The sequence below is a fragment of the Pseudomonas alkylphenolica genome, from assembly GCF_000746525.1.
Taxonomy (GTDB): Bacteria; Pseudomonadota; Gammaproteobacteria; order Pseudomonadales; family Pseudomonadaceae; genus Aquipseudomonas; species Aquipseudomonas alkylphenolica.
Genome location: NZ_CP009048.1, coordinates 5,378,308 through 5,401,575 on the forward strand (window position 1 = coordinate 5,378,308; position 23,268 = coordinate 5,401,575).

Consider the following 23,268-nt stretch of genomic DNA (forward strand, 5'->3'; position numbering starts at 1 on the left):
CCAGGTTGGCGAGCACTGTTCGGACTCCGAAAGGGCGCAATGATTCCCCAAACGGTTCCGGACAGTCTCAAGTCAGAGTAAAACGAACCCACGAACGCAGGTTCACAATAGCGCGCGATTATCCAGCAGGCCGCGTTACAACGCATCAGGCCAAACAAACTATTTATGCTACAAAACCCCTTGTTTTCCTGCAAACAGGGGTTTTTTGCCATCAGATTTGTAACATAAATGTTACGGGGCCATCATTGACCAGGTGCACCTGCATGTCAGCCCCGAACTGACCACTGGCAACCGTGCCATGTAGCGTCTGGGCCTGGGCCAGTAAATAGTCGAAGAGCTCCGCGCCGAGGGCTGGCGGCGCCGCAGTGGAAAAGCTCGGGCGCAGGCCGCTCTGGGTATCGGCGGCCAGGGTGAACTGCGACACCAGCAGCAGACCGCCGCCAATATCCTTGAGCGACAGGTTCATCTTGCCCTGGGGATCGCTGAACACCCGGTAGTTGAGCAGCTTGTGCAGCAATTTGTCGGCGTGCGCCCGGGTATCACCGGGTTCCACCGCGACCAGCACCAACAGGCCCTGGTCGATTGCCCCTACCGTTTTGCCCTCGACATCCACCCGTGCGCCACGCACACGTTGCAGCAGCCCCTTCATGCTTCTTCCAGAGGCAGGTCGAGCAAGCGCCGGGCCATCTGGTCGGCGGCACGCACCAGGGCGTCGGTGATACCAGGCTCCGAGGCGGCGTGACCGGCGTCGCGAATCACCTTCAGCTCACTGTTCGGCCAGGCCTGATGCAGTTCCCAGGCATTGTCCAGCGGGCAGATCACGTCGTAGCGGCCATGCACGATGACCGCCGGCAGGTGGGCGATCTTCGGCATGTCGCGGATCAGCTGGTCCGGCTCAAGGAAAGCATTGTTGGTGAAGTAGTGGCATTCGATGCGGGCGATCGACAGCGCGCGCTGCGGCTCGGAGAAGCGATCGACCACCAGCGGGTTGGGGCGCAGGGTTGCAGTGCGCCCTTCCCAGGTCGACCAGGCCTTGGCCGCATGCATCTGGGCGATCTGGTCGTTGCCGGTCAGGCGTTTGTGGAAGGCCTTGACCAGGTCACCGCGCTCTTCAGCCGGAATCGGCGCGATGTAGTCCTGCCAGTAGTCCGGGAACAGGCGACTGGCGCCGGCCTGGTAGAACCACTCGATCTCTTGCGGACGGCACAGGAAAATACCGCGCAGGATCAGGCCATGGACGCGCTCGGGGTGGGTCTGGGCGTAGGCCAGGGCCAGGGTCGAGCCCCAGGAGCCGCCGAACAGCAGCCACTTTTCGATCCCCAGGTGCTTGCGGATACGCTCCATGTCTTCGATCAGGTGCCAGGTGGTGTTGTTTTCCAGGCTGGCATGCGGAATCGAGCGACCGCAGCCGCGCTGATCGAAGGTGATGATCCGGTACAGGTTGGGATCAAAGTAGCAACGGCTCTGGGCATCGCAGCCAGCGCCCGGGCCACCATGGATGAACAGCACCGGCAGACCTTCCGGCGAACCGCTCTCGTCGACGTACAGCACATGCGGTGCTTCCACGGCCAGATCGTGCCGGGCGTAGGGTTTGATCTGCGGGTACAAGGTCTGCATTACGCACTCCGTGTGGGAATTATTCTGCCGTTGGGCATCATAAACCTGAATTGCGCTTTGAGCATGTACCTGTGTTGGTCTTGCGGGCCTCATCGCGGGGCAAGCCCGCTCCCACAGAGGTGGTGATGACGTCTGTGGGAGCGGGCTTGCCCCGCGATAGCTTCAACGCGAGTAGCGCTCCTGCCCCCACGCCAACACTGTCTCCAGCAATTTCTTCAACACCACCTGGGTCGGCTGCGCCAGATCCTCGCGATACCTGAACGGCTCGACCTCTTCCATATAGGTACTTTGCGCCAGCTCCAGCTGCACTGCATGGATGTTGTTGGCCGGATCGCCATAGTGACGGGTGATATGCCCGCCCTTGAAGCGGCCGTTGAGCACATGGCTGTACTGCCCGGCCTCAGCACAGACACCCTGCAGGCGCTCAGCCAGCTGTGGATCGCAACTGGCGCCATTGAAGGTGCCGAGGTTGAAGTCCGGCAGCTTGCCTTCGAACAGGTGCGGAATGTGCGAGCGGATCGAGTGCGCATCCCACAACAGGGCGTAGCCAAATTGCTCGCGCAGGCGCGCCAGCTCACGACGAATCGTGTCGTGATAAGGGCGCCAGATGCCCTCCAGGTACTCCGCCCGCTCTTCTGCCGACGGCTCCTTGCCAGCCTGGAACAACGGCTCGCCCTCGAACAGGGTAGCCGGGTACAGGCCCGTGGTAGCACCGGCATACAACGGTTTGTCGTCATCTGGACGGTTCAGGTCGATGACAAAGCGTGAGTACTCGGCGGCCACCACGCTGGCCCCCAGCTCACGGGCAAAATCGTAAAGCTGCGGTATATGCCAGTCGGTATCGGGCAAGCTCTGCGCCTGCGCCACCAGCCCGGCCTTGACCACCGGCGTCAAACGCAGGCCGGCGTGCGGCATGCTGATCAGCAGCGGCAGGTCGCCTTGGTGAAAACTCAGTACCTTGTCCATAGGCCCTCCTTCAATTGAAAACTTCGCGGCCCAGACGTACCACCCGCTTGGACAGGTCGCCGCCCAGCCAATAGCACAGGTCCGCCGGACGCTCGATCTGCCAGGCAATAAAGTCCGCCACTTTACCCACCTCCAGCGTGCCATGGCTGTCGCCCAGTCCCAATGCCGTTGCGGCATGGGTGGTGACGCCGGCCAGAGCCTCTTCCGGGGTCATGCGGAACAGGGTGCAGGCCATGTTCAGCATCAGCCGTAGCGACAGCGCCGGCGAGGTGCCAGGGTTGAGGTCGGTGGCGATGGCAATCTTCACCGCGTGTTTGCGCAAGGCATCCATCGGCGGCAGTTGGGTCTCGCGCAAAAAGTAGAACGCGCCAGGCAACAGCACCGCCACGGTGCCGGCCGCGGCCATGGCGATGGCATCGTCCTCGGTCATGAACTCCAGGTGATCGGCCGACAGCGCCTGGTAGCGCGCCGCCAGGCTGGAGCCGGCCAGAGACGATAGTTGCTCGGCATGCAGCTTGACCGGCAGGCCCAGCTCGCGGGCCTTGATGAACACCCGCTCGACCTGAGCCGGGGAGAACGCCAGGTATTCACAGAATGCATCCACGGCATCGACCAGCCCTTCGGCCGCCAGTGCCGGAAGCATCACCTCGCAGATATGGCTGATGTAATCGTCAGCCCGATCCTTGTACTCCGGCGGCAAGGCATGGGCAGCCAGGCAGGTACTGCGCACGGTCAGCGGCAACTCTTCACCGAGGCGGCGGATGACCTTGAGCAGCTTGCGTTCGCTGGCCAGGTCCAGGCCGTAGCCGGACTTGATCTCCAGGGTGGTGACGCCATCACGCATCAACGCCTGGACCCGCTGGCGGGCACTGCTGAACAGCTCATCTTCGCTGGCCGCGCGGGTCGCCCGCACGGTGCTGGCAATGCCACCACCCTGGGCGGCGATCTCGGCATAGCTGACCCCTTGCAGGCGCTGCTCGAATTCGCCGCTGCGATTGCCACCGAACACCGCGTGAGTGTGGCAGTCGACCAGCCCCGGAGTGACCCAGGCGCCGCCCAGGTCCACGGTTCTGTCAGCGCTCAGGGTCGGCAGCGACTGGCGCGGGCCGATCCACTCGATGTGGCCGGCGCTGGTGATGATCGCCGCGTCCTCGATGATCGAGTACGTGCCTTGGGCCATGCTCGCCACATGGCAGTGCTGCCAGAGGGTTCTCATGCAATGTCTCCGTTTCTAGCGGTGAAGTTGGGACGGATCCTGGGCCAGCGGCGCCTCGCCTTTCGCTGCCCGCGGCTTGCACCACAGCAGGTAGGAGGCGACCAGGAACAGCACCCAGACCACGCCGACCAGCAGCGCTGCCTGAGTATCAGGGAAGTAACCGAGCACGCCGAACACGAACAGCATGAAGGCAATCGCCGCCGCCGGACCATAAGGCCAGAACGGTACCGGGAACTTCAGCTCGGCAACTTCTTCGCGGCTCATGCTGCGACGCATGGCAACCTGGGTCACCAGGATCATCAGCCACACCCAGACGGTCGCAAAGGTGGCGATCGAGGCGATCAGCAGGAACACGTTTTCCGGGATCAGGTAGTTGAGTACCACACCACCGAGCAACGCTGCACCCATGACCAGCACGGTCATCCACGGCACGCCGTGACGGGAGATTTTCGCGAAGCCCTTGGGCGCATGCCCCTGCTGGGCCAGGCCGTACATCATGCGACCGGCACCAAAGATATCGCTGTTGATGGCCGACACGGCTGCCGAGATCACCACGATGTTCAGCACAGTCGCCGCCGAGCCGATCCCGAGGTTACTGAAGATCTGCACGAACGGGCTGCCCTGGCTGCCGATCTGCGGCCATGGGTACAGGCACATCAGCACGAACAGGGTCAGTACATAGAACAGCAGGATGCGCATCGGCACGGCGTTGATCGCCTTGGGCAGCACGCGCTGCGGGTCCTTGGCCTCACCAGCGGTGATACCGATGATTTCGATGCCACCAAAGGCAAACATCACCACGGCGAAGGACGCGATCAGGCCACCAATGCCATTGGGCATGAAGCCGCCATGCTCGAACAGGTTGCTGATGCCCACGGCGTTGTCGGCACTGGCGTTGTTCAGGCCGAAAATCATGATGCCGAAGCCGGCCAGGATCATCGCGACGATGGCACCGACCTTGAGCAGCGACAGCCAGAACTCCATCTCGCCGAAGACTTTGACGTTACACAGGTTCAGGCCGCCAATGAGGAAGACGATGCCCAGCACCCAGATCCAGCGGGCAACTTCGGGAAACCAGAAGCCCATATAGATGCCGAAAGCGGTCACGTCGGCAATACAGACGATGATCATTTCAAAGGCATAGGTCCAGCCCAGGATGAAACCCGACATCGGTCCCAGATAGGTGGTGGCATAGCTGCCGAACGAGCCGGAGACCGGGTTGTGCACAGCCATCTCGCCCAGGGCGCGCATGACCATGAACACCGCGGCACCGCCGATCAGGTAGGCCAGCAACACGGCCGGGCCGGCCATCTGGATCGCTGCGGCAGAGCCATAAAACAACCCGGTACCGATTGCCGAGCCTAGTGCCATAAAACGAATGTGTCGCGCGGTCAGCCCGCGCTTGAGACCTTGAGCTTCTTGCATGTCACGTCCTTATTTTTGTTCTGGTCGTGAGAATGGTCGGGGCGTTTCGTCGAGCATCGCGGGGCAAGCCCGCTCCCACACTGTGGGAGCGGGCTTGCCCCGCGATTGGATCAGGCAACGGCCCCAGAGGCATTACAGGCTAGGCAGGACCTTGGCTGGCAACAGACCAGTCAGGGAACCTTCGGCCAGCAGGGCGATGGCCGCCTCGATGTCTGGCGCGAAGAAACGGTCCTTCTCGTAGAAGGCGACCTTGCCACGCAGGGCCTTACGCGCCTGCTCCAGCTTCGGCGAGGTTTTCAGGCCTTCGCGCAGGTCCAGGCCCTGGGCGGCAGCCAGCCACTCCACGGCAAGCACACCGCGGGTGTTTTCAGCCATTTCCCACAGACGCTTGCCGGCAGCCGGGGCCATCGACACATGGTCTTCCTGGTTGGCCGAGGTCGGCAGGCTGTCGACACTGTGCGGATGCGCCAGCGCCTTGTTCTCGCTGGCCAGCGCGGCCGCAGTCACCTGGGCGATCATGAAGCCGGAGTTGACCCCACCATTGGCCACCAGGAACGGCGGCAGCTGGGACATGTGTTTGTCCATCATCAGCGAGATACGGCGTTCGCTCAGCGAGCCGATCTCGGCAATCGCCAGGGCCATGTTGTCAGCGGCCATGGCCACCGGCTCAGCGTGGAAGTTACCACCGGAGATCACGTCACCTTCGCTGGCGAATACCAGCGGGTTATCGGACACGGCGTTGGCTTCGATCACCAGTACTTCGGCAGCTTGACGGAACTGGGTCAGGCAGGCGCCCATGACCTGTGGCTGGCAGCGCAGCGAGTACGGGTCCTGGACCTTGCCGCAGTTTTCGTGGGAGGCCGAGACTTCGCTGCCATCACCGAGCAGATCGCGGTAGCAGGCGGCGGCATCGATCTGGCCGCGCTGACCACGGGCGGCATGGATACGCGCATCGAACGGCGAACGCGAACCCAGCACCGCTTCGACCGTCAGGGCACCGATCGAGGTCGCTGCAGCGAACAGATCCTCGCCTTCGAACAGGCCGCGCAGGGCATAGGCGGTGGATGCCTGGGTGCCGTTGAGCAGCGCCAGACCTTCCTTGGCCGCCAGGGTCAGCGGCTCAAGACCGGCGACCGCCAGGGCTTCGGTGGCCGACAGCCATTGGCCGTTGTGACGCGCCTTGCCTTCACCGAGCAGTACCAGCGACATATGCGCCAGCGGTGCCAGGTCGCCGGATGCGCCCACCGACCCTTTGAGCGGGATGTGCGGGTAGACCTCGGCGTTGATCAACGCGATCAGCGCGTCGATCACCTTGCGGCGGATGCCGGAGAAGCCACGGCTCAGGCTGTTGACCTTGAGCACCATGATCAGCCGTACCAGGGCGTCGTCGATAGGCTGGCCAACGCCGGCGGCGTGCGACAGCACCAGCGAACGCTGCAGGTTTTCCAGGTCATGGCTGGCGATGCGGGTCGACGCCAGCAGGCCAAAACCGGTGTTGATGCCGTAAGCGGTGCGGTTTTCCGCCAGGATCTGCTCGACACAAGCGACGCTGTCGTCGATCTGCTGATCGGCGCTGGCATCCAGCTTGAGTTTTACCGGCTGCTGGTAGATCGCACGCAGCTGAGCCAGGGTCAGGGTGCCGGGCTTCAGGGTCAATTCAGTCACGTTAATGCTCCGTACTCGTGAGGCGTATGCGCCTGCATAGATATCAGTATCAACCATTTACCGCAGATCAGCCTGTGATCATCGGCAGGTTCAAGCCTTGTTCTTTGGCGCAGTCGATGGCGATCTGGTAACCGGCATCGGCGTGACGCATGACACCGGTGGCCGGGTCGTTGTGCAGGACGCGGGCGATACGCTCGGCAGCCTCGTCGGTACCGTCGCAGACGATGACCATGCCCGAGTGCTGCGAGAAGCCCATGCCAACGCCACCACCGTGGTGCAGCGAGACCCAGGTCGCGCCGCTGGCGGTGTTGAGCAGGGCGTTGAGCAGCGGCCAGTCGGAGACGGCGTCGGAGCCATCCTGCATCGACTCGGTTTCGCGGTTAGGGCTGGAGACCGAGCCCGAATCGAGGTGGTCGCGGCCGATCACGATCGGCGCCGACAGCTCGCCGCTGCGGACCATTTCGTTGAACGCCAGGCCGAGCTTGGCGCGCAAGCCCAGGCCTACCCAGCAGATACGAGCCGGCAGACCCTGGAAGCTGATGCGCTCGCGGGCCATGTCCAGCCAGTTGTGCAGGTGCGCGTCGTCCGGGATCAGTTCCTTGACCTTGGCGTCAGTTTTGTAGATGTCTTCGGCATTGCCCGACAGCGCCGCCCAGCGGAACGGACCGATACCGCGGCAGAACAGCGGACGGATGTAGGCCGGTACGAAGCCCGGGAAGTCGAAGGCATTGCTTACGCCCTCTTCCTTGGCCATCTGACGGATGTTGTTGCCGTAGTCGAAAGTCGGCACGCCCTGCTTCTGGAACTCGAGCATGGCTTTGACGTGTACGGCCATCGATTGCTTGGCGGCTTTGACCACTGCAGCCGGCTCGGTCTGCGCACGATCGCGGTACTGCTCCCAGGTCCAGCCGGCTGGCAGGTAACCGTTGAGCGGGTCGTGGGCGCTGGTCTGGTCGGTGACCATGTCAGGACGCACGCCACGCTTGATCAGCTCAGGCAGGATTTCTGCGGCGTTGCCCAGCAGGGCGATGGAGATGGCTTTGCCTTCGGCGGTGTACTTGGCGATACGGGCCAGGGCGTCATCCAGGTCCTTGGCTTGCTCGTCGACATAACGGCTGCTCAGGCGGAAGTCGATGCGGCTCTGCTGGCATTCGATGTTCAGCGAGCAGGCACCGGCCAGGGTCGCGGCCAGTGGCTGGGCGCCGCCCATGCCCCCGAGGCCGGCGGTCAGCACCCACTTACCCTTGAGGCTGCCGTTGTAGTGCTGGCGGCCGGCTTCGACGAAGGTTTCGTAGGTGCCCTGAACGATGCCCTGGCTGCCGATGTAGATCCAGCTGCCGGCGGTCATCTGGCCGTACATGGCCAGGCCCTTGGCATCCAGTTCGTTGAAGTGTTCCCAGTTGGCCCAGTGTGGCACCAGGTTGGAGTTGGCGATCAGCACGCGCGGGGCGTTGCTGTGGGTCTTGAACACGCCGACCGGCTTGCCCGACTGCACCAGCAGGGTTTCGTCTTCGTTGAGGTTGGTCAGGCTCTCGACGATCTTGTCGTAGCACTCCCAGTTACGCGCGGCACGGCCGATACCGCCGTAAACCACCAGTTCTTTCGGGTTTTCTGCGACTTCCGGGTCGAGATTGTTCATCAGCATGCGCAGCGGCGCTTCAGTCAGCCAGCTCTTGGCAGTGAGCTTGTTGCCGCGTGCAGCGCGGATTTCGACGTCACGGAATTTTTTGAAGTTGTTGTCAGTCACGGAAATGGCTCCTAAGCGATCAGTCCAAACCAACCCAGGCATTGGGTGTGTGATGGTGCTTATACAAACACATATTTACTTGTATGTACAAGCATAGGCAATTGAAATGCCAACTCGCCGAAGCAGCCACCACCCAAGCTGAAACGCAGGCGCCAGAGCCCCGCAGCGCCTGGCTTTGATCAGCAGAAAATATTTCTCAGGGGATAAACGGTGAAGTGAAGCCGACCAGTGGCGTTGCACCACTTTGGGACAATCGGTAACAGCCTCGGCCGAAGTGCCCGGCCGAGGCGTAACGATTTCAGTTCGGCGTCAGCTCGATCAGGCAGCAACGGCCCTGCACATTCAAGGTCTGCAGGCTGTCGTTGCCTTGCAACTGCAAGCAGTCGTAGCGGCTGAGGTGATGCTCGCCCTGCCCGGCCAGCGTTACCTCCACCTGGGAGGCGGCAGCGAACAGCAACAACGTCGAGGCCGAGCTGAACACCCGCTGGCTGCCATCCAGCCACTGCAGGCGCGCACGGTAACGTTCGGGAGCATAGATCAGGTTGAAATCGCGAATCGAACCACCGAGCAAGGTGCAGCTGACCTGGCTTTCGCCATTGAAGGCAAAGGCATCGTAAGGCAACAGCGGCCGGGTGGCCTGGCCATCGACCTGCAAACGCATGCCCTCGCCTTCAAGCACGGTGATGATCCGCTGATACCCGGCGAAACTGGAAAATCCGCCCGACTCGGCGATATCGGCAATCGACAGCCGCCAGCCGAAGCCGTCCAGGCCTTCACCGGCATCGCGGGTGATTTCTTCGGTACTGCCGCCGCCGTTCTTCCACGGCATGCGGGGGTAGTCTTTGGCGCGTAAAACCTGCAACTGGCTCATTTGCTGAAGCGTCCTTCCAGACGATGACGGGAACCGGGATGAATCAGACGAGCGGCAGTCACTGGCTGGCGTCCCGACCAGGTGCGGCGACGGATCAGCAGGCAGGGCTCGCCTTGTTCGATTTGCAACAGACGGCACTCTTCAGGCTCGGCGAGGATCGCCTCGACCACATGCTCGCCTTCGGTCAGTGGCGCCACCTGGGACAGATAGGCGTATGGCGTCTGTTGGGTGAAGTCCTGCTTAAGGTAGTCCGGGGCGATCTGCGCGTTGACGAAGCGGTCTTCGATCTGCACGGCAATACCGTTTTCGTAATGCACGATCAGCGAATGGAACACCCGCTGGCCTTCGCGCATGTCCAGGGCCAGGGCGCGCTCGGAGCCGGCAGTTTCCTCGGCGAGGGTGATCACCTTGCACGTGTGTTGATGGCCGCGGGCGGCGATCTCATCGGCAATGTTGTTGACTTCGAACAGCGCCGAGCGGGTCTTGGGCTCGGCAACGAAGGTACCGACGCCCTGCATGCGCACCAACAGCCCCTCGGCGGTCAGTTCGCGCAAGGCGCGGTTGATGGTCATGCGGCTGAAGCCCAGCTGGCTGACCAGCTCGCTTTCCGACGGCACCCGATGGTGCGGCGGCCAGCTGCCATTCTGGATCTGCTGGGCAATCATCTGCTTGACCCGGGCATACAGCGGCGCCGGCCCCTCGCCCATCTGGGCAACCAGCGCGGAGACAGGAGGTGTCGGCACGGAAAATGTCCTTGTTCGGTTGAATGAACGGTAGCTTGCCGGAGTTTACCCAGCAGGCAAACGTCTGTATATGTATATACAAATAATCACAATGAGGTGTTGCGTCGATGTCCGTCTTCTTTGCCGAGCGCGCTCTGCTGCCTACGGGCTGGGCCGAAAACGTCCGAATCGAGGTCGGCGCCGATGGCCTGCTGGCCAGTATCCAGGCCGGTGGCTCGGCCGAAGGCGCCGAGCGTCTGGCCGGTCCGCTGCTGCCAGGCATGCCCAACCTGCACTCGCATGCGTTCCAGCGCGCCATGGCCGGGCTGGCCGAAGTGGCTGGCAATCCCAATGACAGCTTCTGGACCTGGCGCGAGCTGATGTACCGCCTGGTCGGCAAGATCAGCCCCGAGCAGTTGCAGGTCATCGCCCGTCAGCTGTACATCGAAATGCTCAAGGCCGGTTACACCTCGGTGGCCGAATTCCACTATGTGCATCATGACACCGAGGGCCAGGCCTATGCCGATCCGGCCGAGTTGTCATTACGTATCAGCCAGGCCGCCAGTGCCAGTGGTATCGGCCTGACCTTGTTGCCGGTGCTGTACAGCCACTCCGGCTTTGGTGGCCAGACGCCCAATGAAGGCCAGCGCCGCTTTATCAACAGCACCGAACAGTACCTGAATCTGCAGTCGCGCTTGGCGCCGCAACTGGCCAGGCAGCCGGCGCAAGCACTGGGCCTGTGCTTCCACTCCCTGCGCGCGGTGACCCCGGAGCAGATCGCCGAGGTGATGGCCGCCAGCGACAAGGCCTGCCCGGTGCATATCCACATCGCCGAGCAACAGAAGGAAGTCGACGACTGCCTGGCCTGGAGCGGACGCCGTCCGCTGCAATGGCTGTACGAAAACACCGAAGTAGACCAACGCTGGTGCCTGGTCCACGCCACCCATGCCGAGCCCGATGAAGTCGAGCTGATGGCCCGTAGTGGCGCAATCGCCGGCCTGTGCCTGACCACCGAAGCCAACCTCGGCGACGGTATCTTCCCGGCGGTGGACTATTTGGCCCAGGGCGGTCGCCTGGGGATTGGCTCCGACAGCCATGTGTCGTTGAGCGTGGTCGAGGAGCTGCGCTGGCTGGAATACGGCCAGCGCCTGCGTGACCAGCGGCGTAATCGTCTGTATCGCGGTGACCAGCCGATGGTTGGGCGGACCTTGTATGACGCGGCGTTAAGCGGCGGCGCACAGGCACTGGGGCAGCCGATTGGCGAGCTGGCGGTAGGCAAACGGGCGGATTGGCTGGTGCTCGATGGCAACGATCCGTATCTGGCGACCGCCAGCGAGGACGGCATTCTCAACCGCTGGTTGTTTGCGGGAGGCGATCGTCAGGTACGGGATGTGATGGTCAACGGCCAGTGGGTGGTACGTCAGGGGCGCCATGCCCAGGAAGAAGACAGCGCGCGGGAATTTGCCGGGGTACTGCGGGCCTTGCTGGGCTGAGCTATCGCGGGGCAAGCCCGCTCCCACAGGCACACACATATCCTGTGGGAGCGGGCTTGCCCCGCGAAAAAGCCCTCAAGGCTTATGCGCAAGCATATCCTTGTCCGCCACCCGCCAGATCAGGCGATTGGTGTCATAGCCCTGCTGACGCGCTTTGGCCAGCAGGCTCTCGCGCTGCCAGGCCGGCACCGTCGGCTTGCGCGAAAGTATCCACAGGTATTTGCGATCCGGGTTGCCAACCAGCGCGGTCTGGTAGTCGTCGCCGACATACAGCACCCAGTATTCGCCCTTGGCTACCCCCGGCAGCACTGTCGAGAACCAGTTGTCGAACTCCACCCAGAGCTTGTCGGTCTTGCCGGGCACCTGTGGCGAGGCGTTGCCGCTGGCTTCCTGCCACTCACCTTCAAGGGTCTGGCAGCGGTTCAGTACGCCGACTGAACCATCAGGCTTGAGGTTGTAATGGGCTTCGGACTGGGCGCAGTCGCGCTGGAAAAACATCGGCAGGCGCGCCAGTTCAAACCACTTGCCCTGGTAACGCTTGAAGTCGACGCTATCGACCGTCTTCGGCGGGATCGGCCCGGTGCCCGAGCTGGCGCAGCCGCCCAGGATCAGGCCGATACACAGGGCCAGCAGCAGGTGTAGCGGTTTCATTTGAGCCCCTGCCCTGAGTACATCAGCACCTTGTCGGCGGCGTATTGCACGCTGATAAAGCTCTTCTCGTCACCCCAGGTGCAACTGGACATGCCCAGTGCGCCGGAGCACTCCTTGGGCGTGCCGAGCAGTTTTTCGACCTCGGCCTTGGCCATGCCAGCCTTGAGCTGTGAATAGTTTTCCTGGTTGATTTTGTTGCACGCAGTCAGAAAAACGCACAAGGACAACAAGGCGAGGGAACGCAACGACATGAAAGATCACTCCTGGACAAGGGGGGGCAGGCGCGATGGCCTACCGACAGCTTAGAAGGAGAAAACCGCGTCTGGTTCCCCGGCTTCAGCGCTTTCCTGACGTCAAATCACTGCCTTTGGTCGTATTACGCCACTTGCGCATTAATCTTTTGCCCAAAGCGGACGACACAGGGGCGCGCTGCGACGTATTGCCGCGCCCTCCCCGTTTACCCGCCTTGTGCAGACAGACCCCGCAATGACAAAAAACCTGAAGTTCAGCCACAAGATTCTGCTCGCCGCCGCCCTGGTGGTCGCTGTCGCCTTTACCTGCTTTGTCCTGTTCAACGATTACCGCCAGCGCCAGACCCTGCGCAGCAATACCGAGGCCTCCATGCAGGAGCTCGGCAACCTGACCAGCAGCAACATCCAGACCTGGCTGCAAAGCCGCATCCAGATCCTGCAGTCGCTGTCCCAGCAAGTGGCCGTCGATGGCGCCGGCAAGGACAGCCTGACCCGCAGCCTCAACCTGCCGGTGTACGGCAACAATTTCCTCCTGACCTATTTCGGCGGCCAGGATGGCTACATGCAGTCTGTCCCCCTGGGCAGCCGCCCTGCCGATTACGATCCACGCGTGCGCGGCTGGTACAAGGCTGCCAGCAGCGCCGGCCAGACCATCGTCACCGAACCGTACATTTCGACTTCCGCCAACAAGCTGGTGATCACCCTGGCCACGCCAGTGCAGCATCAAGGCCGACTGATCGGCGTCAACGGTGCCGACACCGACCTGGACAGCATCAGCGCAATCATCAATGCGCTGAACTTCGACGGTCACGGCCAGGCCTTCATCGTCAACGGCGACGGCAAGATCCTGGTCCACCCCGACAGCAAGCTGGTACTGAAAAACCTCAGCGAAGCCTACCCCAGCAACACCCCGCAGATCGGCAGCGGCCTCAAGGAGGCTGAACAGGGGGGGCAGCAGCAGTTCATCACCTTCACCAAGGTCAACGGCGTGCCCTCGGCCGACTGGTATGTGGCGCTGGTGCTCGACCAGGATTTTGCCTTCGCCATGCTCAGCGAACTGCGCACCTCGGCGATTGTCGCCACGGTGATTGCGGTACTGATCATCATCGCCTTGCTGGGCCTGCTGATCCGCGTGCTGATGGAACCGCTGCACGTCATGGGCCGGGCGATGCATGACATCGCCGAAGGTGAAGGCGACCTGACCCGGCGCCTGCGCATTCACGCCCAGGACGAATTCGGCAGCCTTGGCCAGTCGTTCAACCGCTTCGTCGAACGCATTCACGAGTCGATCCGTGAGGTGTCCTCGGCCACCGGCCAGGTCAACGAAGTGGCCTTGCGCGTGATCAGCGCCTCGAATGCCTCGATCCATAACGCCGACCAGCAGTCGAGCCGCACCAGCAGTGTTGCCGCAGCCATCAACCAGCTCGGTGCCGCCGCCCAGGAAATCGCCCAGAACGCCGCCCTCGCCTCGCAGCACTCCAGCGACGCGCGCAATCTGGCTGCAGAAGGTCAGCAGGTGGTCGAGCAGACCATCGAGGTGATGAACCAGCTGTCGACCAGGATCAGCGACTCGTGCGACAACATCGAGACACTGAATGCCAACACGGTGAACATTGGTCAGATCCTCGAAGTGATCAGCGGCATTTCCCAACAGACCAACCTGCTGGCGCTCAACGCCGCCATCGAAGCGGCGCGTGCCGGTGAGGCCGGGCGCGGCTTCGCAGTGGTGGCCGATGAGGTGCGCAACCTGGCCCACCGCACCCAGGACTCGGCGCAACAGGTGCAGCGCATCATCGAAGAGCTCCAGGCCGGCGCCCGCGTCGCGGTCAGCACCATGACCGAAAGCCAGAGCCACAGCCAGCACAGCGTTGGCATTGCCAACCAGGCCGGTGAACGCCTGGGCAGCGTGACCCAGCGTATCGGTGAGATCGACGGCATGAACCAGTCGGTGGCCACCGCTACCGAAGAGCAGACGGCCGTGGTCGAGTCGATCAATGTCGACATCACCGAGATCAATACGCTGAATCAGGAAGGCGTGGAGAACCTGCAAGCGACCTTGCGGGCCTGCAATGACCTGGAGAATCAGGCCAGTCGCTTGAAGCAATTGGTGGGGAGTTTCAGGATCTGATCTGAAATTTATCGCGGGGCAAGCCCGCTCCCACAGGATCGGTGGGAGCGGGCTTGCCCCGCGATTGAATTCAACTCAAAACCGCGAGCCGGGTTCCAGCAGAAAATCCATCTCTTCATCGGTACTCGGCCGATTCAGAAGCAGATTGCGATGCGGAAAACGGCCAAAACGGGCAATCACCCGCTGATGCTGCTCGGCATAGTCGAGGAAGCCTTCGAACAGACGCCGGTCGCTGTCCGGCTGCGCATCGAGCAACAGCTGATAGCGTTCGACACTGATGTTCTGCCAGTCGAGCACTTCGGCATGCTCGAGCACCAACAGGATGAACACCCGCTGGATCGGCAGCAACTGGTAATCCCACTTCTTGTCCAGGCCTTGCATCACCAGGACCTGGGCACGCCGGTCGCCATCGAAGGCATGCGGCGTGTCGCGGTGGATCATGCGTGGCAACTGGTCGAGCAGCAGGACCAGGCCCAACCAGCCCTGCGGGCTTTGCAGCCACTCGTCCAGACCGCCCGCCAGTGCCTGGGCAACCAGATCACCGAAGCGCTCTTGCGCCTCGACGTCGTGGTGCTTGCCGAACCACAGCGTGCTCTTCTCGTCAGCGACGTCCTGAGGGCTGGTGCCCCATCCGAACCACCACTCCAGTAACGGCTGCCAAGGTGCGAGCATGACTTACTCCTGGTGATAACCGGTAACGCGCTCGACTTCCTGCTTGGAGCCGAGGAACACTGCCACGCGCTGGTGCAGGCTCTCGGGCTGGATGTCGAGGATGCGCTGTTTGCCGTCGGTGGAAGCACCGCCAGCCTGTTCGATGATGAACGACATCGGGTTGGCTTCGTACATCAGACGCAGTTTGCCCGGCTTGGACGGCTCGCGCGCGTCACGCGGGTACATGAACAGGCCGCCACGGGTCAGGATGCGATGCACGTCGGCAACCATCGAGGCGATCCAGCGCATGTTGTAGTTCTTTTTCAGCGGACCGGTCTCACCGGCCAGCAGCTCGCCCACATAGCGGGTTACCGGCTCTTCCCAGTGACGCTGGTTGGACATGTTGATGGCGAACTCGGCGGTCGCCTCCGGTACCTGGATGTTCTCGTGGGTCAGGACGAAGCTGCCCAGTTCGCGGTCCAGGGTGAAGCCCTTGACGCCGTTGCCCAGGGTCAGGATCAGCATGGTCTGCGGACCATAGATCGCGTAACCGGCGGCAACCTGCTTGGTGCCTGGCTGCAGGAAGGCCTGTTCGTTGAGGCTTTCGTTCTGGCTCAGGTACTCGTTAGGGCAACGCAGTACCGAGAAGATGGTGCCGACCGACACGTTGACGTCGATGTTCGACGAACCGTCCAGCGGGTCGAATACCAGCAGGTAGGCGCCTTTCGGGTATTTGCCCGGGATCTGGTAGGCGTTGTCCATTTCTTCGGACGCCATACCGGCCAGGTGACCGCCCCACTCGTTGGCTTCGAGCAGGATGTCGTTGGAAATCACGTCCAGTTTCTTCTGGACTTCGCCCTGCACGTTTTCAGTGCCCATGCTGCCCAGAACACCGCCCAGGGCGCCCTTGGAAACGTTATGGCTGATCTCCTTGCACGCACGCGCCACCACTTCGATCAGGAAGCGCAGATCGGCAGGGGTACTGTTGCTGCGGGTCTGCTCAATCAAATAGCGACTCAGGGTAACGCGGGACATGTATGGCTCCGAAGGATGGGGGGTAGTAAAAACCCCCGCAGTTTACAGGGAGAGTGCAGCGCTAGCGAGCTATCCGACACGCTTGCCCGATCAGACGGCAGTTTGGCCCGAGAGTTCACCGCTCCCGGGCCGTCATGCACAGCTTAGTCGAGGGCTTTCCAGATCTGCGTGGCGTACTCGCGAATGGTCCGGTCCGAGGAAAACCAGCCCATGCGCGCAGTGTTGAGCACTGCGATGCGCCACCACTGCTTGGGATCGTGCCAGAGCGCTTCGACGCGCAACTGAGCGTCCCAGTAGGCATCGAAGTCGGCGCAGACCAGGAAGCGGTCATGGGCCACCAGCGAGTCCACCAGCCCTACGTAACGGGCAGGGTCATCCGGGGAGAACACGCCGCTGCGAATGGCCTGGAGCACGTCGTTGAGCCGGTACGAGGCGCTGATCGCGGTATGGGCACCAAAGTCGCCACTGCGCTTGCGCGCCTCCACCTGCTGCGCGGTGAGGCCGAAGATGAACATGTTCTCGGCCCCAACCTGCTCGCACATCTCGACGTTGGCACCGTCCAGGGTGCCGATGGTCAGCGCGCCATTGAGACCGAATTTCATATTGCTGGTGCCAGAGGCTTCGTAACCGGCGGTGGAGATCTGTTCGGAAAGATCGGCCGCCGGGATGATGCTCTCCGCCAGGCTGACGTTGTAGTTGGGCAGAAACACCACCTTGAGCAGGCCGCGCACGGTCGGGTCGTTGTTCACCACCCGGGCGATGTCGTTGCTCAGTTTGATGATCAACTTGGCCTGGTGGTAGCTGGCCGCCGCCTTGCCGGCGAAAATCTTCACCCGCGGCGCCCAGTTGGTGCCGGGCTCGGCACGTATCGCCTGGTACAAGGCCACGGTGTGCAGCAGGTTGAGCAACTGGCGCTTGTACTCGTGGATGCGTTTGACCTGCACATCGAACATCGCTTCCGGGTTGACGGTAATACCCAGGCGCTCCTGGATCAGGCTGGCCAGGGCTTTCTTGCTGTGCAGCCGTTGTTCGGCAAACTGTTTGCGGAACGCTGCCTTGTCGGCAAACGGGTCGAGATCGCGCAGACGCCCTTGCGGGTTGTCGAGCACGTCTTTACCCAGGGCCTCGACCAGCATGCCGGTCAGCTGCGGGTTGGCCTGATACAGCCAGCGGCGGAAGGTGATGCCGTTGGTCTTGTTGTTGATCCGCTCCGGATAGAGCTTGTGCAGTTCAGCGAATACCGTGCTGCGCATCAGCTTGCTGTGCAACGCCGACACGCCATTGACGCTGTGCGAGCCGAGAAACGCCAGATTGCCCATGCGCACGCGCCGGCCGTTGTCTTCCTCGATCAGCGACACTGCGCGCAGCACGTCAAAATCATGGATGCCCTTGGCCCGCAGAGCGTCAATGTGAAACGCGTTGATCAGGTAGATGATCTGCATGTGCCGCGGCAGCATGCGCTCCATCAGGCTGACCGGCCAGGTTTCCAGGGCCTCGGGCAGCAGGGTGTGATTGGTGTATGCCAGGGTATCGACGGTCAGTTGCCAGGCGGTGTCCCAGGGCACTTCGTGCTGATCGACCAGCAGACGCATCAACTCGGCCACGGCAATCGAGGGATGGGTGTCATTGAGCTGGATCGCCGCAGACTCATGCAGGTTGAGCAGACTGTCGTGCATGTTCAGGTGGCGACGCAGCAGATCCTGCAGCGAGGCGCAGACGAAGAAATACTCCTGACGCAGACGCAGTTCCTGGCCGGCCTCGGTGCTGTCGGCCGGGTACAGCACCCGCGAGATACTTTCGGCGCGGGCCACCTCGGCTACCGCGCCCAGGTGGTCACCGGCGTTGAAGCGCTCCAGATGCAGTTCTTCCAGCGCCCGTGCCCGCCACAGGCGCAAGGTGTTGACGCTGGCGCCACGCCAGCCGACCACCGGCGTGTCATAAGCGACCGCCCGTACGGTCTCGGCCGGCGACCACACCTGGCGTTGCTGGCCATTGGCGTCATGCACGGTTTCGACGCTGCCACCGAAACTGATCGGATAGATCACCTCGGCCCGTTCGAATTCCCAGGGGTTGCCGAAATCCAGCCAGTTCTCGGTCTGCTCCTGCTGCCAGCCATCGACCACCGCCTGGCGGAACAGGCCGTGCTCGTAGCGAATGCCGTAACCGTGGGCGGCGATCCCCAGCGTCGACATGCTCTCCATGAAACAGGCGGCCAGGCGCCCCAGCCCCCCATTACCCAGGGCCGCATCGGGCTCCAGCAGGCGAATGCGCTCCAGATCGACATCCAGGCCACTGAGCGCCTCGCGGGCGATGTCCAGCAAGCCCAGATTGCTCAAGCTGTCGTACAGCAAGCGGCCGATGAGAAATTCCAGCGACAGGTAGTACACCCGCTTCTGGCTCTTGCGATAAATCTGCCGGGTGTGGTCCATCCAGTGATCGACCATGTGATCACGGGCTGCCAGGGCAATGGCTTCGAACCAGTCATGGTCGAAGGCGTGTTCCGGGTCTTTGCCGACCGCGTAGGTCAATTTGTCCAGTACAGCGGTGCGAAAAGCGGCCACCTCTGCGTCACGAGCGAGTGGTTCCTGAGACATGCGACGTCCTCGACCAGGTTGACGAATGCGGATGGAGATTTCTCAGCCTAGACCGTTCGACACAGAGCGAAAGCGCAGGTTCGGGAGTTTCTGCGTAAAAACAGCGGCCATGGCTGGCGGAACCGGCAAATGGTTGTTCACATTTTGACCAACTCCGGTATGATCGCGCGCCCACCCGAACATCTAAAACCTGAACCTGATGAAACCGACCCTGATTGCCGCCGCCGAAGTCGACCGCCTGGAAACCTGGCAGAAGTACCAAAGCCATATGTGCGGAGGCTGCAACTCGACCTGCTGCACCTTGCCGACGGAAGTGAAAATCAAAGACCTGATCCGCATGGGCGTGGTGGATGAGTTCGAGGTGGGCGAGCCGCCGAAGAACATTGCCAAGCGTTTGCAGAAGGACGGGATCATCCAGCGCTTCAACCAGAAGTCGGGGATCTTCACCCTGGCGCAGATGAGCAATGACGATTGCCTCTATCTGGATCGTAAAAGCCGCATGTGCACCATTTATGACAAGCGCCCGGACACCTGCCGCAACCACCCGCGGATCGGACCGCGTCCGGGCTACTGCGCGTACATTCCAAAACCTGCAGCACGCCGCTAAACACTGCAGGCCACGGAAAGGCTTTGCTGTGGGAGCGGGCTTGCCCCGCGATGGCGTTCTTTCAGCAACATCGCTTCGCGGGGCAAGCCCGCTCCCACTGGTTGCCTCCCACATTTACTGCAGACAAACAAAAACGCCCCCGGCCTTGCGACCGGGGGCGTTTTCGTTTCAGCCGGGCTTAGTTAGCCTTGGCTTTCTTGGCAGCGCGGGTACGCTCGCCTTCGTCGAGGATCTTCTTACGCAGACGGATCGACTTAGGAGTCACTTCGCACAGCTCGTCGTCCTGGATGAATTCCAGAGCCTGTTCCAGGGTGAAGCGAACAGGTGGAACCAGAGCGATGGTTTCGTCTTTACCCGAAGCACGCATGTTGTCGAGCTTCTTGCCCTTGGTAGGGTTGACGCCCAGGTCGTTGTCACGGCTGTTCAGACCAACGATCTGACCGTTGTAGATCTCCTGACCGTGCTCAACGAACAGCTTGCCGCGAGCCTGCAGGGTTTCCAGCGAGTAGGTCAGTGCCTTACCGGTTTCTACCGATACCAGTACACCGTTCTGACGGCCGGACATGTGACCGGACTTCATCGGCGCGTAGCGATCGAAGATCGAGGTCAGGATGCCTGCACCGTTGGTCAGGGTCAGGAACTGGTTACGGAAACCGATCAGACCACGGGCTGGAATGTTGTATTCCAGACGTACACGGCCCTTGCCATCCGGAACCATGTTGGTCAGGTCGCCTTTACGCAGACCCATTTCTTCCATGACCTTGCCCTGCGAATCTTCAGGGATGTCGATGGTGACGTTTTCGAACGGCTCGTGCTTGACGCCGTCGATTTCGCGGATGATCACTTCTGGACGACCAACGCCCATTTCGAAGCCTTCGCGACGCATGGTTTCGATCAGAACCGACAGGTGCAGCTCACCACGACCGGAAACCTTGAACTTGTCAGCCGAGTCGCCTTCTTCAACGCGCAGTGCAACGTTGTACAGCAGCTCTTTGTCCAGACGTTCCTTGATGTTACGGGAAGTCACGAACTTGCCTTCTTTACCGCAGAACGGCGAGTCGTTGACCTGGAAGGTCATCGAAACGGTTGGCTCGTCAACGGTCAGCGGCTTCATCGCTTCGACTGCGTCCGGGGAGCACAGGGTGTCGGAGATGAACAGCTCGTCGAAACCGCTGATGCAGACGATGTCGCCAGCCTGGGCTTCTTCGACGTCAACGCGGTGCAGACCGTGGTGACCCATCAGCTTGAGGATACGGCCGTTGCGCTTCTTGCCGTCGACGTCGATAGCGACAACCGGGGTGTTCGGCTTGACGCGACCACGGGCGATACGGCCAACGCCGATAACACCGAGGAAGCTGTTGTAGTCCAGTGCCGAGATTTGCATCTGGAACGGACCGTCACGGTCAACGGCAGGCGCTGGTACGTTGTCGATGATCGACTGGTACAGCGGGGTCATGTCTTCGGCCATTTCGGTGTGGTCCAGACCGGCAATGCCGTTCAGGGCCGAGGCGTAGACGACTTTGAAGTCCAGCTGTTCTTCGGTGGCACCGAGGTTGTCGAACAGGTCGAAGATCTGGTCCAGAACCCAGTCAGGACGCGCGCCCGGACGGTCAACCTTGTTGATTACCACGATTGGACGCAGGCCGGCTTCGAAAGCCTTCTTGGTCACGAAACGGGTTTGCGGCATAGGGCCGTCTTGGGCGTCGACCAGCAGCAGCACCGAGTCAACCATCGACATTACACGCTCAACCTCGCCACCGAAGTCGGCGTGGCCGGGGGTGTCGACGATGTTGATGTGGTAGCCGTTCCAGTTGATGGCGGTGTTTTTCGCCAGAATGGTAATACCGCGCTCTTTTTCCTGGTCGTTGGAGTCCATGACGCGCTCGTCGTTGAGCTCGTTACGCTCCAGAGTGCCGGACTGACGCAGGAGTTTGTCGACCAGGGTGGTTTTACCATGGTCAACGTGGGCGATGATGGCGATGTTACGCAGATTTTCGATCACGTGTGTATCTCGATCAGAGGATTCGGGTTGCCGCCCAGTCTAGGCGGCGAATATGAATGAATGGCGCTCAACGGGCCCGCAGGTCGGGGGGGCGATGGCGGATGCTCCCGCCATATAGCCCCGGCGTTTTATGTCGGACGATAAACGCGCACATTGGCATGTCCCTCACTGAGCAAATGATGGGCATGCAGGCGACTCATCACACCCTTGTCGCAATACAGCAGGTACTGGCGCGTAGCGTCCAGCTCCTTGAAGCGACTGTTCAGGGCGTAGAACGGCAAGGCCTTGACCTCGATGCCGTCCAGTTCCAGGGGCTGGTCTTCCTGGGCGTCGGGGTGACGAATGTCGATCACCACCTGCCCGGCCAGCGCCTGGCTGACTTCTTCGATCTGAATATCCTGGCTGAGTTCATCGATCACGTGGTCGATGGAGATCAGGCGAGCGCGCTCCAGGGCGCGCTCGAGCACGGCCATGTCGAACTGCTTCTCTTCATGGTCAACGCGGTGACGCTTGGCACAGGTAGTCGGGTTCACCGAAATCACGCCGCAGTACTCGGGCATGTGCTTGGCGAACTCGGCAGTGCCGATCTGGTTGGCCTGGTCGATGATGTCCTGCTTGTGGCTGGCCAGCAGCGGGCGCAGCACCAGCTTCTCGGTGGCCGAGTCGATCACTGCCAGGTTCGGCAGGGTCTGGCTCGACACCTGGGAGATCGCTTCGCCGGTGACCAGCGCATCGATCTCGAGACGGTCGGCAATATTGGTCGCCGCGCGCAGCATCATGCGCTTGAGGGTCACCCCCATGTAGCTGTTGTCGACCTTGCCGAGAATCTCGCCGACCACTTCTTCGAACGGCACGCTGACGAACAGCACGCGCTGGCTGCTGCCGTATTTCTTCCACAGGAAGTGGGCGACTTCCATCACCCCCAGCTCGTGGGCACGGCCGCCAAGGTTGAAGAAGCAGAAGTGGGTCATCAGGCCGCGGCGCATCATCTGGTAGGCCGCCACGGTGGAGTCGAAACCACCGGACATCAGCACCAGGGTCTGCTCCAGCGCGCCCAGCGGGTAGCCGCCGATGCCCTTGTGCTGGTTGTGGATCACGTACAGACGCTTGTCACGCACTTCGATGCGCACTTCGACCTCGGGGTTGCGCAGGTCGATACCGGCGGCACCGCACTGCTGACGCAGCTGGCTGCCGACATAACGGTCGACGTCCATCGAAGTGAAGTCGTGGTGGCCGCCACGCTTGCAGCGTACGGCGAAGCGCTTGCCGGCCAGCAGGTGACCGAAGTGCGCCTTGCACTTGGCAACGATATCGTCGAAGTCACCCAGCGGGTACTCATCGACCTGCAGGAAGTGGGCAATGCCCGGCATGCAGGTCAGACGCTCGGTCATCTCGCGCAGGACTTTCTCGTCCTCGATGTGGGTGACCACCTCGAGGTTGTCCCAGACACCGTTGACCGCGAGCGCAGGATCGAGGTCCTTGAGCACGGTACGGATGTTGCGGCCCAGTTGACGGATGAAGCGCTTGCGAACCGGGCGGCTCTTGATGGTGATCTCTGGGAAGACTTTTACGATTAGTTTCATGAAAAACTGTGCGCGAGCTGCCGACTAAAAAAGTGGGGCGCGGA

19 protein-coding genes and 1 pseudogene are annotated in these 23,268 nt (G+C 61.8%); 4 read left to right on the plus strand and 16 right to left on the minus strand.

Going from position 1 to position 23,268, the window contains the following annotated elements; translation table 11 throughout:
- Nucleotides 1–211: 211 nt before the first annotated feature.
- The 9 genes from dtd to hutC form a co-directional block, all read right to left on the minus strand.
- A complete protein-coding gene (gene dtd, locus PSAKL28_RS24650; RefSeq protein ID WP_038615449.1) occupies nucleotides 212–649 on the minus strand; it encodes a D-aminoacyl-tRNA deacylase in 438 nt (145 codons plus the stop codon).
- Nucleotides 646–1,617: a prolyl aminopeptidase gene (gene pip / locus PSAKL28_RS24655; RefSeq protein ID WP_038615450.1), complete on the minus strand. Its 972-nt coding sequence runs from the start codon at nucleotides 1,615–1,617 to the stop codon at nucleotides 646–648. Before pip ends, dtd begins: the two co-directional genes overlap by 4 nt.
- A gap of 162 nt (nucleotides 1,618–1,779) precedes the next feature.
- The gene (gene hutG / locus PSAKL28_RS24660; RefSeq protein WP_038615452.1) at nucleotides 1,780–2,583 is read right to left on the minus strand and encodes an N-formylglutamate deformylase; all 804 of its coding nucleotides are present in this window, start codon (nucleotides 2,581–2,583) and stop codon (nucleotides 1,780–1,782) included.
- Nucleotides 2,584–2,593: 10 nt separating this feature from the next.
- Complete coding sequence (gene hutI, locus PSAKL28_RS24665; RefSeq protein WP_038615453.1) at nucleotides 2,594–3,799, minus strand: imidazolonepropionase; 1,206 nt, start codon at nucleotides 3,797–3,799, stop codon at nucleotides 2,594–2,596.
- A gap of 15 nt (nucleotides 3,800–3,814) precedes the next feature.
- Nucleotides 3,815–5,224, minus strand: a complete 1,410-nt coding sequence (locus PSAKL28_RS24670; protein WP_038615455.1) for an L-histidine transporter HutT — start codon at nucleotides 5,222–5,224, stop codon at nucleotides 3,815–3,817.
- Between the two features lie 132 nt (nucleotides 5,225–5,356).
- Nucleotides 5,357–6,889 carry a histidine ammonia-lyase gene (gene hutH / locus PSAKL28_RS24675; RefSeq protein ID WP_038615457.1) on the minus strand — a complete coding sequence of 511 codons (1,533 nt, stop codon included), beginning with the start codon at nucleotides 6,887–6,889 and terminating at the stop codon, nucleotides 5,357–5,359.
- A gap of 67 nt (nucleotides 6,890–6,956) precedes the next feature.
- A complete protein-coding gene (gene hutU, locus PSAKL28_RS24680) occupies nucleotides 6,957–8,636 on the minus strand; it encodes a urocanate hydratase (protein WP_038615459.1) in 1,680 nt (559 codons plus the stop codon).
- A 298-nt stretch (nucleotides 8,637–8,934) separates the two neighbouring features.
- Entirely contained in the window at nucleotides 8,935–9,507 is a 573-nt protein-coding gene (locus PSAKL28_RS24685) for a HutD/Ves family protein (protein WP_038615461.1), read from the minus strand.
- A complete protein-coding gene (gene hutC / locus PSAKL28_RS24690) occupies nucleotides 9,504–10,214 on the minus strand; it encodes a histidine utilization transcriptional repressor HutC (protein WP_167335155.1) in 711 nt (236 codons plus the stop codon). Before hutC ends, PSAKL28_RS24685 begins: the two co-directional genes overlap by 4 nt.
- 143 nt (nucleotides 10,215–10,357) lie before the next feature.
- Here hutC and PSAKL28_RS24695 point away from each other — a divergent pair, with 143 nt between their 5' ends.
- On the plus strand, nucleotides 10,358–11,722 hold the full coding sequence (locus tag PSAKL28_RS24695; protein ID WP_038615465.1) for a formimidoylglutamate deiminase: 1,365 nt from the start codon (nucleotides 10,358–10,360) through the stop codon (nucleotides 11,720–11,722).
- A gap of 75 nt (nucleotides 11,723–11,797) precedes the next feature.
- On the opposite strand, the gene PSAKL28_RS24700 is transcribed toward PSAKL28_RS24695, so the two are convergent.
- A complete protein-coding gene (locus tag PSAKL28_RS24700; RefSeq protein WP_038615467.1) occupies nucleotides 11,798–12,373 on the minus strand; it encodes a lipocalin family protein in 576 nt (191 codons plus the stop codon).
- Nucleotides 12,370–12,624 (minus strand): outer membrane protein assembly factor BamE domain-containing protein, encoded by a 255-nt coding sequence (bamE, locus tag PSAKL28_RS24705; RefSeq protein WP_038615469.1) that lies wholly within the window; start codon nucleotides 12,622–12,624, stop codon nucleotides 12,370–12,372. The genes PSAKL28_RS24700 and bamE overlap by 4 nt, the downstream gene beginning before the upstream one ends.
- Nucleotides 12,625–12,859: 235 nt before the next feature.
- Here bamE and PSAKL28_RS28685 point away from each other — a divergent pair.
- Nucleotides 12,860–13,897 (plus strand): annotated as a pseudogene (locus PSAKL28_RS28685) (HAMP domain-containing protein); the annotation flags it as partial.
- A gap of 66 nt (nucleotides 13,898–13,963) precedes the next feature.
- Nucleotides 13,964–14,752 carry a methyl-accepting chemotaxis protein gene (locus tag PSAKL28_RS28690; protein ID WP_371262015.1) on the plus strand — a complete coding sequence of 263 codons (789 nt, stop codon included), beginning with the start codon at nucleotides 13,964–13,966 and terminating at the stop codon, nucleotides 14,750–14,752.
- Between the two features lie 75 nt (nucleotides 14,753–14,827).
- Here the strand turns inward: PSAKL28_RS28690 and PSAKL28_RS24715 are convergent, their stop codons facing one another.
- The 3 genes from PSAKL28_RS24715 to PSAKL28_RS24725 all read right to left on the minus strand — a co-directional run bounded on the left by PSAKL28_RS24715 (nucleotide 14,828) and on the right by PSAKL28_RS24725 (nucleotide 19,032).
- Entirely contained in the window at nucleotides 14,828–15,424 is a 597-nt protein-coding gene (locus PSAKL28_RS24715; RefSeq protein ID WP_038615473.1) for a DUF924 family protein, read from the minus strand.
- A gap of 3 nt (nucleotides 15,425–15,427) precedes the next feature.
- Nucleotides 15,428–16,438: a class 1 fructose-bisphosphatase gene (locus PSAKL28_RS24720; protein ID WP_038615475.1), complete on the minus strand. Its 1,011-nt coding sequence runs from the start codon at nucleotides 16,436–16,438 to the stop codon at nucleotides 15,428–15,430.
- Nucleotides 16,439–16,581: 143 nt separating this feature from the next.
- The gene (locus PSAKL28_RS24725; protein ID WP_038615477.1) at nucleotides 16,582–19,032 is read right to left on the minus strand and encodes a glycogen/starch/alpha-glucan phosphorylase; all 2,451 of its coding nucleotides are present in this window, start codon (nucleotides 19,030–19,032) and stop codon (nucleotides 16,582–16,584) included.
- A 199-nt stretch (nucleotides 19,033–19,231) separates the two neighbouring features.
- Between PSAKL28_RS24725 and PSAKL28_RS24730 the strand changes: the two genes are divergently transcribed.
- Nucleotides 19,232–19,639: a YkgJ family cysteine cluster protein gene (locus PSAKL28_RS24730; RefSeq protein WP_038615479.1), complete on the plus strand. Its 408-nt coding sequence runs from the start codon at nucleotides 19,232–19,234 to the stop codon at nucleotides 19,637–19,639.
- Between the two features lie 178 nt (nucleotides 19,640–19,817).
- On the opposite strand, the gene typA is transcribed toward PSAKL28_RS24730, so the two are convergent.
- Together typA and thiI are read right to left on the minus strand one after the other, a co-directional pair.
- Nucleotides 19,818–21,641 carry a translational GTPase TypA gene (gene typA, locus PSAKL28_RS24735; protein ID WP_038615481.1) on the minus strand — a complete coding sequence of 608 codons (1,824 nt, stop codon included), beginning with the start codon at nucleotides 21,639–21,641 and terminating at the stop codon, nucleotides 19,818–19,820.
- A 128-nt stretch (nucleotides 21,642–21,769) separates the two neighbouring features.
- Nucleotides 21,770–23,224: a tRNA uracil 4-sulfurtransferase ThiI gene (gene thiI / locus PSAKL28_RS24740; RefSeq protein WP_038615483.1), complete on the minus strand. Its 1,455-nt coding sequence runs from the start codon at nucleotides 23,222–23,224 to the stop codon at nucleotides 21,770–21,772.
- Nucleotides 23,225–23,268 lie beyond the last annotated feature (44 nt).